This is a genomic window from Acidobacteriota bacterium (genome assembly GCA_030949985.1).
GTDB lineage: Bacteria > Acidobacteriota > Polarisedimenticolia > J045 > J045 > JALTMS01.
Map to the genome: position 1 here is coordinate 12,631 of JAUZRX010000053.1, position 14,985 is coordinate 27,615.

A 14,985-nucleotide genomic window follows, 5' to 3' on the forward strand; every position below is an offset into this window, starting at 1 on the left:
ACCTGTCGGCAGCTTGCCCACGGCGACCGCAGAACCGAGCTTTGCCTTTGCCCCCGCACATGGTGCCGGGGTGGAGAGAGCAGCGTGCGACTGTCGATCATCGACCATCCCGCCGAACTGGCCTCCATCGGGGAGGCCTGGCGGCAGCTCGAGCAGGCGGATCCACCATCGGTGATCGGCACCTTCCATTTTCTTTCGGCCTGGTGCCGCCAGCGCCTCGGAGAAGACCAGCTCCAAGTGCTGGTCTTCCACCAAGGCTCCGAATGCGTCGGCATCGCTCCGCTGATGATCGCCCAGCGCCGGATGGGACCGCTGCGGGTGCCCACCCTGCTCTACCTCTCCCGCAACGGCTATGTGCCCGGTGCCCGGCTGCTGGCCCGCCCCGACGCACGCGAAATCGTCGCCGAAGCCCTGGTCGACCACCTGCTGCACCGGGATCGGCCCTGGCATGCCGTGCGCCTGAACAACATCGAGCCCGGCGGCCCCCTCGAGGCCACGATTCGTCGGCGGCAGGAGGACGGGGCGCGGATCAACTTCGGTCCGGACGAGGGGTCGGCCACTATCCCCCTGCCCGCAGACTGGCAGGAGCTGATGGCCGGTTTTCGCCGCGACCGCCGCAAGACCCTGCGCAACAAGACCCGCCGCATGGAAGAGGAGTTGGGCCTCGAGAACCGGGCCGTTCGCGACCTGCGGGAGATGCTCCCGGCTCTCGATGAGTGCTTCGCGGTCTCGGCCCGGAGTTGGCAGGGCCGCGCGGGAACCGGCATCGACTCCAACGCCCCATCCCGGGCCTTCTACCGCGACTTGCTGACGGATTACGCCCGCCGGGGCCAGGCCAGGATCCAGCTTTTGCGCGCCGGCGGGCGTGCCGTGGCCTTTGAACTTTCCCTCGCCCATCGCGACACCCACTACGCCTTGAAGACCGGATACGACGAAGCCTTCAAAGAGTATGGCCCGGGCGTGATCGTCGAGGCCGCGGCTTTCCGCGCGGCCCTCGAAGCCGGAGACCGGCGGGTGGAACTCTTCCATCCCGCCAGCCAGGCCAAGCTCGCCTGGGGAGTGACATCGAAGCCGTTCCGGCGCGTGACCCTCTTCACCGGCTCGCTCTCCGGCCGACTGCTCCAATTTGCCCGCAGTGGTCGGCAAAGGGCGCTGGCCACCCTCCGCAGCGGCGCGTAGGCCCGGTTCCAAGGCGAGCGTTCAGGCTGCGGCGAGCTGAGCGCGCGCCGCATGCCACGCCGCCTCCCAGGCCCGAAACTGCCTGCGGAACTCCCGACGCAGCGAACGCAACTCCCGGCGAATCTCCCGCAGGCGGCGGCGGCGTTCGGCTCCCCGCTGCTGCTGGACCCGCCGGTACTCGGACCACAGGACCCGGGAGCGATGATGCATTTCGTCGAGGCTCTCTTCGAGACCGGTCATCAGTTCGACGGCCTTGTGCCGGATCTCGTCCAGCCGAACGCTGAGGCTGCGCTCGAGATCGCGGCGCTTCTCCCGCAGGCGGGCCATGCGGATCGTCTCCTCCGCCACCCGCCGCAGGTTCCAGGCCAGGCCCAGCCGCGCCAGCAGCCAGATCACCCACTTGCCCGGATCGAAGTGCCAGGCACGGATGCCGTTGCGGTAGTCGGCCTGGAAGGTGTGATGGAAGTTGTGATAGCCCTCACCGAAGGTGAAGAAAGCCACCAGGCCGCTGTCCCGAGCCGTGCACAGCCCGTTGTAGGGGCGCCGACCGATGTAGTGGCACAGGCTGTTGATAAAGAAGGTGGCGTGCTGCACGGCCACCACCCGCACGATACCGCCGAAGACCAGGCCCGCCAGTGCCGCTCGAGTCGGCTCGACGCCGACCAGCAAGCCCCAGCCCAGGGCCAGAAGGACCGGAAAGCCGAAGCACATCCCGATCATCAGGGGCAGGATCCAGCGATCCTGCCAGACCAGAAAGCGACTCTGCTCCAGGTCGGCCACGTTGTCACGGGGCAGCTTGGGTTCGCGGTTGCGAAACAGCCAACCCATGTGGGCATAGAAAAACCCCCTGTTGATGTTGTAGGGGTCGTAGGGGAATCCGTCGCGGTCGACGTACTTGTGGTGGTAACGGTGCTCGCTGGCCCAGTCCAGCACCGAGTTCTGAAACGTGGCCGCGCCCAGCAGCCCGGTGATCACGGCCACCGGTGAAATGGCGTCGAAGCTGCGATGGGCGAACAAGCGGTGATAACCGATGGTGATGCTCAGACCGGTGGCATAGGCCATCACGAAAAAAACGAGAAATTCGAAGAGCGAAAAACCGTAGAAGTGAACGTAGGCAGGCGCCGCGACCACGGCGGCGGCCAGGGACAGGACCAGCCACAAGGCCGTCGGCCAGTTGATGGGGGGCTTTTTCTGGGTCATGCCAATCCTCGGACTGTCGCTGCCTCCCGCACGAGAGCCGAAGGCCAAGCACTGTCTTTCGTGGCTAGGTTAGCGCCTGATGGCCACGGACGTCAAAGAGTCCGGTGCCTGTCAAGGCGGGGGGACGGCCCGCAGACCGCCCCCCCGAAAGTCATCCTCGGCCGTCCGGCCACAGGTTTCCCAATCAGTAAGAAAGCCCGATCAGGAGAGTGACTATCGAAATGTTGAGGGCATGCAGGCTGTTGACATAGTATTCGGAACGGAATCCCAACTCTGCGGTCGCCCTGTCGCTGTGCTGATAGCGGAAAGCCATGGCGTAGTCGGTTCCCGTGGAGACCGTACTCTGCTGGATCCGGCCTTCCGTGGTCGCCGAAGGCGACACGGCAAACATGTTGTCGTCCACCCTGTCGTAGTCGTTCCTCCAGAACTCGGCCCCGGCGACTACCGTCCACTTCTCGCCGATCCGGGCACGCACGGAGGTGGGGATGGACTGCCTTTCGCCTTCCACCTTGGAGCGGGTGGAAAAACCACCGATTTCGGGCGGTGCGTAGAATGTATCGGTCACATCGCCGGCGAAGTCGGCGTCGATCTCGTAACACTCCCACGTGAAGCCGACGCCGAAGTCGACGCCGTCGGCGAGCTGCTTTTGCCACCGCATCCCGAGCATGGCGTTCCACGCGGAAAAGTCGTCCCGTGTCACCGTCTCGTCGTAATCGTTCCCCCCGCTCTGTTCCATGTAGATCATCGGGCGGCTCAGATCGCCGGACAGCGAAGAATAGGAGCCCAGAAACTCGACTGCGCTGGGGTGGTCACCACCCTGGTACCAGTTGAGCCGGACGTCGCCACCCCAGCTGAAGTTGTCGAAATCCCATATTGTGCGGCTGAAGAAACTGGAGCTGGCGGCGACGCTTTCGGAGAACATGTCGCCGGAAGCGACGTGTCCGCTCACAGTCCAGGAGAAGTCTTCCCGGCTGTGATCTTGATAGGCGCCGGAGAAAGTGAAGTAGTTCGTCTCGAACTGGTTCGCGGCCGAACTCGTCGAGGAGCTCAAAGCACTGCTGTCACGACTGAGGTACCCCCCTGTCACGCCCCAGTTGGAGTTTTCGCCCTGCTGCCCCCAGCCCAGCAGCAGCTCGGTCGCGCTGGCCTCGCTATGGTTGCGACTTGAAAAAGAACTGCCGAAATCGACGTCAGAGTCGGAGCTGAAGTCTTGCCAGGCCAGATAGCCCGCCAGGTTCCCGTTCTCCATCCCGTAGATGCCACCCGCCTGGAAGGAATTGACATCCGCCCGGTTGGCGAGACCTGTGAAGAGGATCCGCGGCGTGCCGTCCCCTCCGCTGCTGGGCCGACCCAGCACAGGAGTCAACTCGTCGCGCTGGATATCCGCCAGCCGGGTCGGATCGTTGATCTGATCGATGGTCGAAGAGAACAGACCGAAGCTCGCTTCGTTGAACACGGACCGCGCCTCGATGAGATGGCCGGCCTGCATGGAGTTGTACAGGATCACCGCGCTCGAAGCATCCGCCGCCACGACCAGGCTGCTCCCGCAAACCAAGACTGTCACCCCGACCGCCGCAGCGAGTCGGGCCCATTCCGCCCTTCTTTTTCCGAACATGACTCCATTCCTCCTAGGACAGGACACCGCAAGACATCCTGCAATCCGCGAGATTCGCGGGTATTGACCGGCAACAAACTCGACCGGAGTGCAAAAAATAACCGCGCCAGGCAGTTTGTCAAGAACTCAATCGGTCGCCCGGGGAATTAGGCAATCACTCGGAAAGGACTTCGAATCGTTACGAACACCCGGAAAGCGCAAACGGGGCGAAAATCCGGGGGGCGGGGAGAGGCGGGAGAGGCGAGGGCACCCACCCGCCGCCCGCCATCGCCTTTCATTTCACCGCAACCGGGGCTCGAGAGGGGCGCCATGCGCCTGCCTCGCCGGCAAACAGGGGGAGGGAACAGGACCGGAGGAAGATCGTCGCCCGGCGCAAACGCGCCCCCCTGCCCCGGTTTGCGGCCATCCTCGCCCCCCGACAGCGCCGGGGCCAAGGCCTTCGGGGCGGGATGCGATCAGCAGCCGCGGGCCCGGAACAGGTCGTTCCCGCCGACCGGAGCCTGAGAGACGCCGCCCGGCCCCAGGTCGCCGAGCCCCTCCGCACCTGTCGAAGCCGAGGGGACGGCCCGAAAGCCGTCCCCCGAAGAGTCCGCCTCAACCGACTGGAAAAGGCTTTCCTATCAGTAAGAAACCCCGACCAGGAACGTGACTTCCGACGTTTGAAGGGTGTGCCTGGCGCCGACATAGGAGCCGGAATGGAACCCCAGCTCAGCGGTCACGCTCTCGCCGTGCTGATAGCGCAGCGCCATGGCGTAGTCGGTTCCCGTGTCGCTCCGATGGGACCGGAGCCGGTCTTCCGAAACCGGCACCGAGGGGTACAGGTCGTAGGTCTTTATATCGACCTCGCTTCTCCAGAACTCGGCTCCGACGACCACGGTCCACTTCTCGCCGATCCCGGCGCGTACGGAGGTGGGAATGGAAAGGGTATCCCCTTCCATACTGGCCTGGGTGACAAAACGACCCAGGGCGGCCGGCGTGTAGGCTGTATCGGTCACGTTGCCGGCGAAGTCGGCGTCGATCTCGTAGCTATCCCACATGAAGCCGGCGCCGAAGTCGACGCCGCCGGCAAGCTGTTTTTGCCACCGCAACCCGAGCGTGGCGTTCGACGCCGAGAAATCGTCTCTCGTGGCGGTCTCGTCATACTGGACCCCGTTGGACCGCATGAAGATCGTCGGGTGGTTCAGGTCACCCGTCATGGAGTCGTAGGAGCCCACCACTTCGAACGCACCAGGATGGTCACCCTCCTGGTACCAGTTGAGCCGGACACCGCCGCCCCACGTGAAAGTATCGAAATCCCACCGCAAACGGTTGAAAACCAGACTGTTCCGCCAGCCTCCGTCGTCGATCATGTCGCCGGAAGCGACGTTTCCGCTCACGGTCCAGGTGAAGTCTTCACGAGCATGGTTCTGAAAAGCACCGGAGACGGCGTAACGGCTCGCCTCGGACTGATCCCAGAACACGGAGGACGTGTCGGAGATTGTGTTCCCCCTGTCGCCGCTGAGATAGCTCCCTGTCACGCCCCAGTTGGAGGTTTCACCCCGCTGTCCCCAGGCCAGCATCAACTCGGTCGCGCTGGCGTCGGCCTGGTTGCCATTGAAGTACGAGCTTCCGGAGTCATGGCGGCTGTCACTGTTCGATTCGCGCCAAGCCAGGTAGCCCGCCAGGTTTCCGCTCTCCATCCCGTAGATGCCGCCCACCTGGAAGGCATGGACTTCCGCCCGGTTGGCGAGACCCGTGAAGAGGATCCGCGGCGTGCCGTCCCCTCCGCTGCCGGGCCGACCCAGCACAGGAGTCGGTTCGTCGCGCTGGATATCCGCCAGCCGGGTCGGATCGTTGATCTGATCGATGGTCGTGGAGAACAGGCCGAAGCTGGCCTCGTTGACAACGGACCGTGCCTCGATGAGGTGGCTGGCTTGCAGCTGCCTGTAGCGGGAGATGACGTCTCCGGCCTCCGCCGCCACGACCAGGCTGCTTCCAAAACCCAGAACTGCGACCCCGACCCCTACGGCGAGGCGGAAATGCTTCGCCTTGTTTTCTCTAAGCATCCTCGATTTCCTCCCTGTTGAAAAACACTCTCCCCGCCACCGGCGCCTGCTCCGGAACCCGCGGGGAAGCCAAGTCGACCCGATAGTAAAAATTTTGTCAAGGGCAGAGCCCCGGCCCCCAGGCAGGATGAATCAGACCCTTCCGGTCGCTTTCGAACCTTCCCGAAACCCTCGTAAAGCCCAAGCCAGACGCAAGCCGAGCCGGACTACGGCGGGTATCCATTCCCGTTGCCCCCAGTCGCCTTTCGCCGTACCTTGCGCTCACTTGGGACCGCCATCCGGCCCCAAGCCCCAGCAAACGGGAGGGTTGTTGGACCGGCGGGAGATCGCCGCCACGGAGGGGAGCCGTGGTGGCGCAACGGGGCATTGCGGGGAGGCGTTCTACCGGGGGATCTACCTCATCCGGCGGTTCGAGGAGCTTCTGCTCGACCTCTTCGCCGCCGGCAAACTCAGCGGAACGACCCACACCTGCCTGGGCCAGGAGGCCAACGCGGTAGCCCTCGCGGCCCACCTCCAGGAACGGGACGTGGTCGTCAGCAATCACCGCTGCCATGGACACTACCTGGCCCGGACGGGGGACGTGGAAGGATTGCTGGCGGAGATCCGGGGCCGGCGGGACGGCCTCTGCTCGGGCCGGGGTGGCAGCCAGCACCTCTGCGCACCCAACTTCTATACCAACGGCATCCAGGGCGGCATCGTCCCCCTGGCCACGGGAATGGCGCTGGCGGAAAAGCGCCGCGGATCGGGCGCCATCGTCACCGTCTTCATCGGCGACGGCACCCTGGGCCAGGGCGTGGTCTACGAGTCCCTCAACATCGCCGCCCTCTGGGCGGCACCGCTGCTGGTGGTCGTCGAGGCCAACGGCTGGGCCCAATCCACTCCCACCCACCGGGCCCTGGCAGGCTCGATAGAGGGCCGCATGGAAGCCTTCGGCATCCCCTGCGACAGCGTCGAGGGGAACGACGTCTTCACCCTGGACGCCGCGGCCTCCCAAGCCGTCGCCCGCGTTCGGGAGACCTCCCGACCCTGCGGCCTGCTGATCCACACCCAGCGCCTCGGTCCCCACAGCAAGGGCGACGACCCCCGCAGCCGTGCAGAGATCGACGCCCTGCGGAAGCGGGACCCCCTGCCCCGACTCGCCGCCACCCTCGATCCCCGGCGGCGCCAGGCCATCGAGGCGGACTGCGAGCAGCGGCTGGCGACCGCCCTTGCGGCGACCGGAGGCGCGCCATGACCGTGCGATGCGCGCAGGTGCTCAACGAGACCCTGGCCGAGGCCCTCGAGCGCTGGGAAGACGTCCTGCTGCTCGGCGAGGACCTGGCCGATCCCTATGGCGGCGCTTTTCGCGTCACCCGGGGGCTCAGCACCCGCTGGCCGGAACGGGTGCTCTCCACCCCGATCAGCGAAGCGGCCCTGTTCGGGGTCAGCGCGGGGCTGGCGCTCCGGGGCCGGCGACCGGTACTCGAGATCATGTTCGGCGATTTCATCACCCTGGGACTCGACCAGGTGATCAACCACATCGCCAAGTTCCGGGAGATGTACGACGAGCAGGTGCGCGTCCCCCTGGTGGTGCGCACCCCCATGGGTGGGCGCCGGGGCTACGGGCCGACTCACAGCCAGTCCCTCGAAAAGCTGCTGGTGGGCATCCCGGGCCTGACGGTGGTGGCGGCCAGCGAATACCATGACCTCCGGGACATGCTGCTGGCGGCCATCGCCTGCGACGACCCGGTGTTCTTCATCGAGAACAAGCTGCTCTACGGCCGCAGTCCCCAGCGCGGCGCCGAGGGTCGACTCGGCCCCTTCACCTGGGAAGAGAGCCCGGCCCCTTTCCCGCCGTGACCCTGCGTGCCGCCGGGCGCGGCGCAGTGACGCTGGCCACCTGGGGCGGCATGGCGCACCTCGCCCACCAGGCGGCCCGGGAAGCGGCCATCGAGTACGAGAAGATGGTGGAGGTGGTCGTCCTCTCCCGCCTCGCTCCCCTCGATCCAGCCCCTCTGCTCGCTTCGGTGCGCCGCACCGGAGCGCTGGTGGTCGCCGAGGAGGGCACCCTCAGCGCCGGTGTGGGAGCAGAAATCGTGGCCCGGGTCCAGGAGGAGGCCTTCGCCGCACTGCGGGGCCCCGTAAAGCGTGTGGCGGCCCGAGACCGGGTGATTCCCGCCGCCCGGCACCTGGAAGACGCCGTGCTGCCCCAGGTCGAAGAGATCCTCCACGCCTGCCTGGCAGCCGCCGGGGCGGAGAGCTAGTCATGCAACGCCTCTTCCTCGAGCGCGAGGACGCCAACTCCGAAAGCGCCACCCTGGTGGCCTGGCTGGTGGCGGACGGCGAAACGGTGCAGCGCCACCAGCGGATCTGCGTGCTGGAAACGACCAAGGCCACCATCGACATGGTCGCCCCGCAGCCCGGTATCCTCCGCCACCGCTACCCGGAGGGCAGCGAGATCGCCTTCGGCACCACCCTGGGATGGATCCTCGAAGCCGGTGAAGACTCGCCCGACCCGGAGGACACCCGGGAAACCGGGGGGGCCGCCGAAACCGCCGGCCTGCAGATCAGCCGTGCGGCGGCAAGGTTGATCGAAGAGGCGGGCATCGATCCCACCGCGATTCGTGAACACGGCTTCATCACCGAAAAAGAGGTCCGCCGGCACATGGCGCGCTCCCGCCGGCAGGCCGCCCCGCCCCACCCGGCCCTCGCCGACATCGACCTCGAGGCGGTTTCTCTGCCACCGGGCCTGGGACAGGACGATCACGGCCGGCTCGACCCCGTCTTTCTCTCCCGCCTGCGGGAGGAGGGCGAGAGATTCCGCCGCCTGCATCCCGGAGAGAAGCTCCAGGCCTACCGCAAGCACGGCGCCGCCATCGCCGAGGATGTCCACCTCGGCCCGGGCAGCCTGCTGATCGCCCCCCGCCTGGTCATCGGCCCCGGCAGCCGCATCGGCGCCGAGACCACGGCCGACTGCGCCGAGCAGCTTGCCATCGGCGCCCTCAGTCACTTCGGCCCGGGGCTGACCGTCAGGGCCCGCTGCGCGGTTTTCGGGGACAACGTCCACGCCGGCCGGGGGATCACCATCGGGGGCGGCGGCCATCGGGATCCCTGGGCGGTCTTCGCCGCCGGAAACCTGACCTTCATCGGTGACGAGGTCTTCATCAACGTTTGCCGTGCCGTGCTGCTCGGGCGCGAGGTCTTTCTCACCATGAGATCGATCATCGTCACCCACAACATCGGCCATTCCCCCCTGGAGGGCTTCGAGAACCGCTTTGCCCCGGTGATCCTCGAAGATCGTTGCCAGGTCGGCATGGGCTGCACCCTCTATGCCGGGGTTCGCATCGGCAGGGAAGCGATCGTCGGCTCGGGCTCCTACGTTCTGGCCCCGGTGCCGGCCGGCAAGCTGGCCATGGGGGTTCCCGCGCGGGTCGTCGCCGAGGCCCGCCGCCCGGTCAGCGCCGCCCGCCGGAGAGAACTGGCCCGCGAGATGGTGGAAGAGTTCGGACGTCTGCTCGCAGCCCGGGGAGAACGGGTGGAGAGGATCGACGGCGGAGGAGGCCTCCGCATCCGGCGCGAGGGACGGCTCCATGAACTGCTCTACGCCGATCGCGCAGACCAGCTCCCGCCGGGAGACCCCGCCAGCGACAAGGTCTACGTGGTCCTCGAAGGCTCGGACGCGAGTCCCGGCGACGGCCTGCTCCTCGAGTTGCTGCCGCGAAGGGCCCGTGGGCAGGCCACGGCCTTCGGTGAAAGTGTCCGGGAATACTTCCGCAAACGGGGGATCCGCTTCGAACCGGGCCCCTGGCGCTATTCGGGAGGGTGGCTCTGATGCACGACGCGAAAGGTAGACCGCCCCAGCGCGGCAGGGAGATGAGCCTCGACAGCTACGAGCGGCTGCTTACCCGGGCCCGCCGCATGGGCTATGCCTTCCCCATGGTCTCCGAACTCCGCGATCGTCTGCCCCCGCGGCCGAGAATCCTGCTCCTGCGCCACGATATCGACGTCAGCCCCGTCTGTGCCCTCGAGATGGCGCGACTCGAGCACGCTCTGGGAGTCCGTTCCTCGTACTTCGTGCTGCTGCACTCTCCGTTCTACCACCCCGGCGCCCCGCCGCACATCGACGCCCTTCGGAAGATCGTCGACCTGGGCTTCGAAGTGGGGCTGCACTACGACGTGGAGTTCTTTCGCAGGCGGGGGATCGAACCGCTCGAGGGCATCGGCCGGGATACCCGCGCCCTCGAGGCCCTGCTCGGCATCCGTATCCGCTCGGTCTCCCAGCACCGGCCGGCTTCCAGCGAAGTGCTGCGGGGCATCAGCCGACGTCTCGTCGACGCCTACAGCCCCCACCTGACCCGGAACCTGCACTACATCTCCGACAGCGGCTTTCGCTGGCGCGGCGCCAGCCTCGAGCAGGAGCTCGGCGTGCGTCAACGCATCCACGCGCTGATCCACCCCGCCACCTGGGCCTGGCCACTGGACATGGAAGAGACCTACCGGCGCTGCGCCGACCAGGCCGGCCGCCGGGTCCGCGCCGCCTTCGACGACTTCATCGCCTCCACCCACCAGTACCTCGCTCGTCGCCCGCAACTGGATCGGCTCCGACTCGAGCGAGAGCTGGGCCCCGGGACCCAGCCGCGCTCACACCGGCGGGACGCCCCCAGACCTCCCGCCGGCCCCTGACCGCACCGGGAAGGCATTCGACAGCCTTGCCGGTCCCGGCGACCATGGGCGTGGGCCGAGGCGTCCCACCACAAGAAGGATCCCGCTCGTGACGAGGATCGCCGTGCTCCTGCTCATCTTGTTTTCCGGCATCGCCCACGTCGAGGCGGGGCCCGTGATCCACCTGTTGCCCGTGCGGGCGGCCCATCCCCTCCCGGCGGAACTGCGCAGCTGGAGCCGGCGCCTGACCAGCGCATTCTGGCAACCGGCCCGGCGGCAGGCCCTGGCGGAGCGTTGGCCGGGGGCGCAAGTGATCCTCGGGCCTCCCGCCGACGCCTCGGCAGACGAGGGCGACACCCACTACGAGTTGCGCGGCCGCCTGGAGGTGGAGCCCGTCCGGCTGAGAACTCCCGTCCTGCACCTGAGCGCTCCCCGGGCAGGCAGGTGGCTCTCGCGCCGCATCGAAGTCGTCGAGGCCCGGGGGTTGCTGCGCTACACCTTCACCCTGGTCGCCACGGCCAGCGGAGCCGAGTACGCCACGGGAACCTGGACGGTGGCGTGGATCGCCCCCCCGCCACCGGACGATCGCTATCTGCCCCCACCCCACTCCCCGGTAGCCTGGCGGAGCACCGTCCTCGAAGCTCCCGACAACCTGTTCCACGGCGAATGGAGCCCCGAACCGGCGGAAGGCCCCTGGCCTCCCCCGGGTCTCGAGAACCTGGTGCAACGCCTCCGGCGACGCCGAACGATCACTTTCGGACACCTGCTCGAGGACTCGATGCCCCTGCGGCTGGCGGGACTCGCCGACCTCGATCACCAGCCGCTGCCGGCGGGCATGCCGCTGACGGTCCGCACCCGCCACGGCACCTTCGCGACCGCCCGGGGCCCGCGGCGCAAGCTCGTCCTCCGGGCCGGCCCCGACCCGGTCCTCCTCGAGGACTATCGGCCACCCGCCTGCTCGACGGCGGTGGTGGACGTGTTCAGCATCACGCCGGCAGCCCCGGCGGCGGATGCCCCACCGCTGGAAATCCTGCGCGTCAACACGAGCTGCCTCGGATCCTGGCTCGAGATCTCGATCGACTCCCGGCGCAGCCGGGCCGATCCGACAGCCGCACCGAGAGCCGATTGCCGTCTCCGTCGCTCGGTCGCGTTCGACGAGACCCGACGCGCCCGGCTGATCCTCGAGCTGGGCCCGAACCCTGAGGCCGAGGTCGTGGATTCGGGCCACGTCTTCCGCTCGTTTCCGGTCACCCGCGGTTGGTGGGTCGGGGCCGAGTTCTCCCGTCGCCGATCCTCCTCGCTGACCGCCTTCTGTCCTGATCGGCCCCTGCAGCGCAAAACCTGCGCCCAGCGACAGCGGGGCCGGATCGCGGACCGCCCGCCGGCAGCCGATCCCTTCGCCCCGCGCCTGTTGGTGGTCACCACCGGCGACGCCGACGACCGTATCCTGGAAATCCGGCCGCCCCGCTGGCGCACTCGTCTCGGGTGGACGGGAACGGCGACCTGCCAGGCGGCGAGCGACGCCCCCTCGACCCGGTCTTCCCCGCGAAGCGGCGATCTCGTCACGAGCGCTGAGTACCTGGTCGCCGGGCCCGACAGCGCTTTCCGTGCGACGCTCCCCCGGACAGCACAGTGCTTTCGCGCAGCCCCCTCCAAGAGCCTCGGCCGGATCTACGGCGGCTGCGAGGCCCACCGTCGGCGCGAGAACACCGAGATCCGCACGCGCTTTTCCTGGACTCTCCATCTCCACTGACCCGGCGCGGCAGCGGCACCGTCCTCAGGGGCACCGTCCTCAGGATCCCCAGGCATCGTTCTCACCGGCGGCATCGTTCCCACCGATTTCCGGCCTTTTTCCACTTCTCCTTTCCGTGGTTTCGTCGTACCTGCTAGCTGCGGAGGATCCAGCAAGGGGGGGGCCGGGCCGTGCGTTCGCGCCGTTCGTTCGCACGGTCGTGGCCCCTGTGCCGGCGAGAAGGCAAGGGAGGCTTTCGCCGGAGTCATTCTCATTTTGTCGATTTCAGTGCATCGGGTTCATTCCCGCCCGTGGTCTTTTCAGCCTTCTGGATGCATGCCGGCGACGTGCAGCAACCGCGAGGCGGGATATGGGAGGAGAGGAAGTCATGAAGTTTTTCCGCGTTTCGAGCGCCGCCAGAATGCTGGCGCTGGCCGGAGTCACCATCCTCGCGATGGTCGGCGCACCGGCCCAAACCCCCTTTGACACGCCTCTGGGGGAATTCGAGCGAATCGGTGGGGGCGAGGTCCGCATCGCCATCGCCGGCGTGGGCACGGGGGAAGGAGCCCATACCTTCGACATCGACGTACCGGGCGATCCTCTGGCGGCCTGGCTCTACTGGTCCGGCGAAACCACCGAAGCCGGCAATCCGGATCCGGAAATAACCCTCAGCGGCGGCGCACTCGCCGCGCCCCTCGCCCTGGCGGGCATCGAGATCGGGCGCCGCTACGTGGTCCCGCCGGACGAGGCGGCCACCAAGGGCGGCGAGGTCGTCTCACGGGCCGACGTGCCGCTCTACGCCCTGGCCGCGGGTATCAACACTTTCTCGATCACGAATTTCAACGACGTCGTGAACAACGCCCGCCCCTACCGTGTACAGCACGGCGTGGTGATGGTGGTGATGTACCAGGTGGTTCCCGGCGAAGGGGATTGGGAAGCCATCGGCCTCCAGGGGGCCGATGTGGCCAACTACGACCGCTGGGCCAGAACTTTCGACTACTCCGAACAGGCCAACAGCGACGTCTTCTGCTTCGATTTCCAGGCTCTCGGCTGCCAGGTGCAGGGAACCATCAGCCTCGGCATCGGGGGCGTCCTCGAAGATGTTCACCAGCTGGCAGGAAGCACCCGCGTCGCCTACGCCTCCCCGGAACGCACCTGGTTCGCCACGGGCTCGGGCCCCAGGCCGACGAGCCTGGTCGACCTCTACCAGGTGCTCGAAGAGAACAAGATCATCGACGCCGATTTCGGCTTCAAGGGCGAGAAGCTCGGTGTTTTCTCCACCCTCGTCGATCTGCCCCAGGGAGCCACCTGGGCCTGCCTGCAGCACCAGATGCTGGAGAAGAAATCCACCGACGAGTTCCCCCAGAACTTCACCACCTTCTTCGCCGGCCTCCACATGAATCGCTCCTGCAAACCGCCGGGGCAGTGCGCCCTCGACCTGTCGATGGAGATCACCCCTCCGGACGTCATCGTCCCGGAAACCGAGTGCGACGGCGCCCTGACCCAGGTTGCCTTCGAATACACCGGGCAGGGCTGTGAGGCCAGCACACACCAGCAGGCTCACGACGCCCATTGCACCGGCGCCGCGGCCTTCGAGGAGAACGTGCGGATCGAGATGACCCGCGCCGACGGCACCCTGATCGGCAGCGTGGAAGGGGTGAGGCTCGGCGACGTGGTCACCTTCGACGCCCGCCGGGCGGGCCTCGACCATCTCGGCCGCGTCGTCCATCTCGAGATCTTCGACAGTCTCGGGGCATCCCTCGAGACCAACAAGATTCGCCTCAAGTGCGAAAAGAAATTCAACATCGGCGATCAGTTCGGCAGCCTGCTCGCACTGGCCTACGACACCACCCGGGGCACCGCGCGGGATCTGCGCACGGCGACCACCATCAACTACACGGTGACCAACAACGGCGACGGTGACACCGGAGAGCTGACGGTCAACGACGATCTGCTCGGCGAAGTGGGTTACGTAGCCAACCTCGCACCCGGTGAATCGATCACCTTCACCGCCGATACCACGACCTGGAAACAAACCCGTTTCGACGCCGTGGCCACCGGCGAGTGGAACTGTCAGGCATCCGTCGCAGCCGCTCAGACCTTTTCCGAGCCGCCGGATGACGGTGGCCCCGAGTGCGAAGGCGGCATCAAGTCGATCACTCTGACCTACACCGGAGAGAGCTGCGAGGCTTCGACCAACGATCAGAGCGGCAAGATGCGCTGCAAGGGCGATGCGCTGATGACCGATCCGGTGAAGATCAAGGTCCGCAACAAGAAGGGCCGCAAGCTCTTCGTCTTCGACGATGTCCGGATCGGGGACACCCTGACCCTGGGCTACGGCGACCTCGCCCCGGCACCGAAAGAATGCGGCAAGCGGGCCAAGCGCAAGCGGGAGCGCAAGCACAAGCGTAAGCTGCCCAACAACCTGGTCTTCCAGGTCATCGACGCGACCACCGGCGAGCGCCTGCAGGGGATCAAGATCCACACCTCCTGCGAGGAGCCCTTGCTCCAGGGCGACCATTTCGGATCTCTGCAGCTGCAGTCCATCGAATCCCGCCGCTGATTTCGACGCA

The 14,985-nt window shown here is 67.0% G+C and carries 11 protein-coding genes; 8 read left to right on the top strand and 3 right to left on the bottom strand.

All coding sequences use genetic code 11. From position 1 onward, the window contains the following. Positions 1–84 precede the first annotated feature (84 nt). Positions 85–1,179: a GNAT family N-acetyltransferase gene (locus Q9Q40_11980; GenBank protein ID MDQ7007941.1), complete on the top strand. Its 1,095-nt coding sequence runs from the start codon at positions 85–87 to the stop codon at positions 1,177–1,179. A gap of 21 nt (positions 1,180–1,200) precedes the next feature. Here Q9Q40_11980 and Q9Q40_11985 read toward each other — a convergent pair whose 3' ends face one another. The 3 genes from Q9Q40_11985 to Q9Q40_11995 form a co-directional block, all read right to left on the bottom strand. Continuing rightward, a complete protein-coding gene (locus Q9Q40_11985) occupies positions 1,201–2,379 on the bottom strand; it encodes a fatty acid desaturase (GenBank protein MDQ7007942.1) in 1,179 nt (392 codons plus the stop codon). A 184-nt stretch (positions 2,380–2,563) separates the two neighbouring features. Continuing rightward, positions 2,564–3,994 carry a hypothetical protein gene (locus Q9Q40_11990; protein MDQ7007943.1) on the bottom strand — a complete coding sequence of 477 codons (1,431 nt, stop codon included), beginning with the start codon at positions 3,992–3,994 and terminating at the stop codon, positions 2,564–2,566. A 620-nt stretch (positions 3,995–4,614) separates the two neighbouring features. Continuing rightward, entirely contained in the window at positions 4,615–5,955 is a 1,341-nt protein-coding gene (locus Q9Q40_11995) for a hypothetical protein (GenBank protein MDQ7007944.1), read from the bottom strand. Between the two features lie 394 nt (positions 5,956–6,349). On the opposite strand from Q9Q40_11995, the gene Q9Q40_12000 reads away from it, so the two are divergent. The 7 genes from Q9Q40_12000 to Q9Q40_12030 all read left to right on the top strand — a co-directional run bounded on the left by Q9Q40_12000 (position 6,350) and on the right by Q9Q40_12030 (position 14,975). Continuing rightward, on the top strand, positions 6,350–7,273 hold the full coding sequence (locus tag Q9Q40_12000; GenBank protein ID MDQ7007945.1) for a thiamine pyrophosphate-dependent dehydrogenase E1 component subunit alpha: 924 nt from the start codon (positions 6,350–6,352) through the stop codon (positions 7,271–7,273). After that, entirely contained in the window at positions 7,270–7,878 is a 609-nt protein-coding gene (locus tag Q9Q40_12005) for a hypothetical protein (protein ID MDQ7007946.1), read from the top strand. The genes Q9Q40_12000 and Q9Q40_12005 overlap by 4 nt, the downstream gene beginning before the upstream one ends. A gap of 26 nt (positions 7,879–7,904) precedes the next feature. Continuing rightward, positions 7,905–8,282 (top strand): transketolase C-terminal domain-containing protein, encoded by a 378-nt coding sequence (locus tag Q9Q40_12010; GenBank protein ID MDQ7007947.1) that lies wholly within the window; start codon positions 7,905–7,907, stop codon positions 8,280–8,282. Positions 8,283–8,284: 2 nt separating this feature from the next. Continuing rightward, a complete protein-coding gene (locus tag Q9Q40_12015; protein ID MDQ7007948.1) occupies positions 8,285–9,850 on the top strand; it encodes a biotin/lipoyl-containing protein in 1,566 nt (521 codons plus the stop codon). Beyond that, positions 9,850–10,701 carry a hypothetical protein gene (locus Q9Q40_12020; GenBank protein MDQ7007949.1) on the top strand — a complete coding sequence of 284 codons (852 nt, stop codon included), beginning with the start codon at positions 9,850–9,852 and terminating at the stop codon, positions 10,699–10,701. Before Q9Q40_12015 ends, Q9Q40_12020 begins: the two co-directional genes overlap by 1 nt. A gap of 88 nt (positions 10,702–10,789) precedes the next feature. After that, complete coding sequence (locus Q9Q40_12025) at positions 10,790–12,433, top strand: hypothetical protein (GenBank protein ID MDQ7007950.1); 1,644 nt, start codon at positions 10,790–10,792, stop codon at positions 12,431–12,433. A gap of 367 nt (positions 12,434–12,800) precedes the next feature. After that, entirely contained in the window at positions 12,801–14,975 is a 2,175-nt protein-coding gene (locus Q9Q40_12030) for a hypothetical protein (protein ID MDQ7007951.1), read from the top strand. The last annotated feature ends 10 nt before the right edge of the window (positions 14,976–14,985 follow it).

Coding starts and splice junctions, on each gene's coding strand:
- Q9Q40_11990 (MDQ7007943.1), bottom strand. CDS start 3,994: ATGTTCGGAAAAAGAAGGGCGGAATGGGCCCGACTCGCTGCGGCGGTC.
- Q9Q40_12015 (MDQ7007948.1), top strand. CDS start 8,285: ATGCAACGCCTCTTCCTCGAGCGCGAGGACGCCAACTCCGAAAGCGCC.
- Q9Q40_12020 (MDQ7007949.1), top strand. CDS start 9,850: ATGCACGACGCGAAAGGTAGACCGCCCCAGCGCGGCAGGGAGATGAGC.
- Q9Q40_12030 (MDQ7007951.1), top strand. CDS start 12,801: ATGAAGTTTTTCCGCGTTTCGAGCGCCGCCAGAATGCTGGCGCTGGCC.
- Q9Q40_11985 (MDQ7007942.1), bottom strand. CDS start 2,379: ATGACCCAGAAAAAGCCCCCCATCAACTGGCCGACGGCCTTGTGGCTG.
- Q9Q40_12005 (MDQ7007946.1), top strand. CDS start 7,270: ATGACCGTGCGATGCGCGCAGGTGCTCAACGAGACCCTGGCCGAGGCC.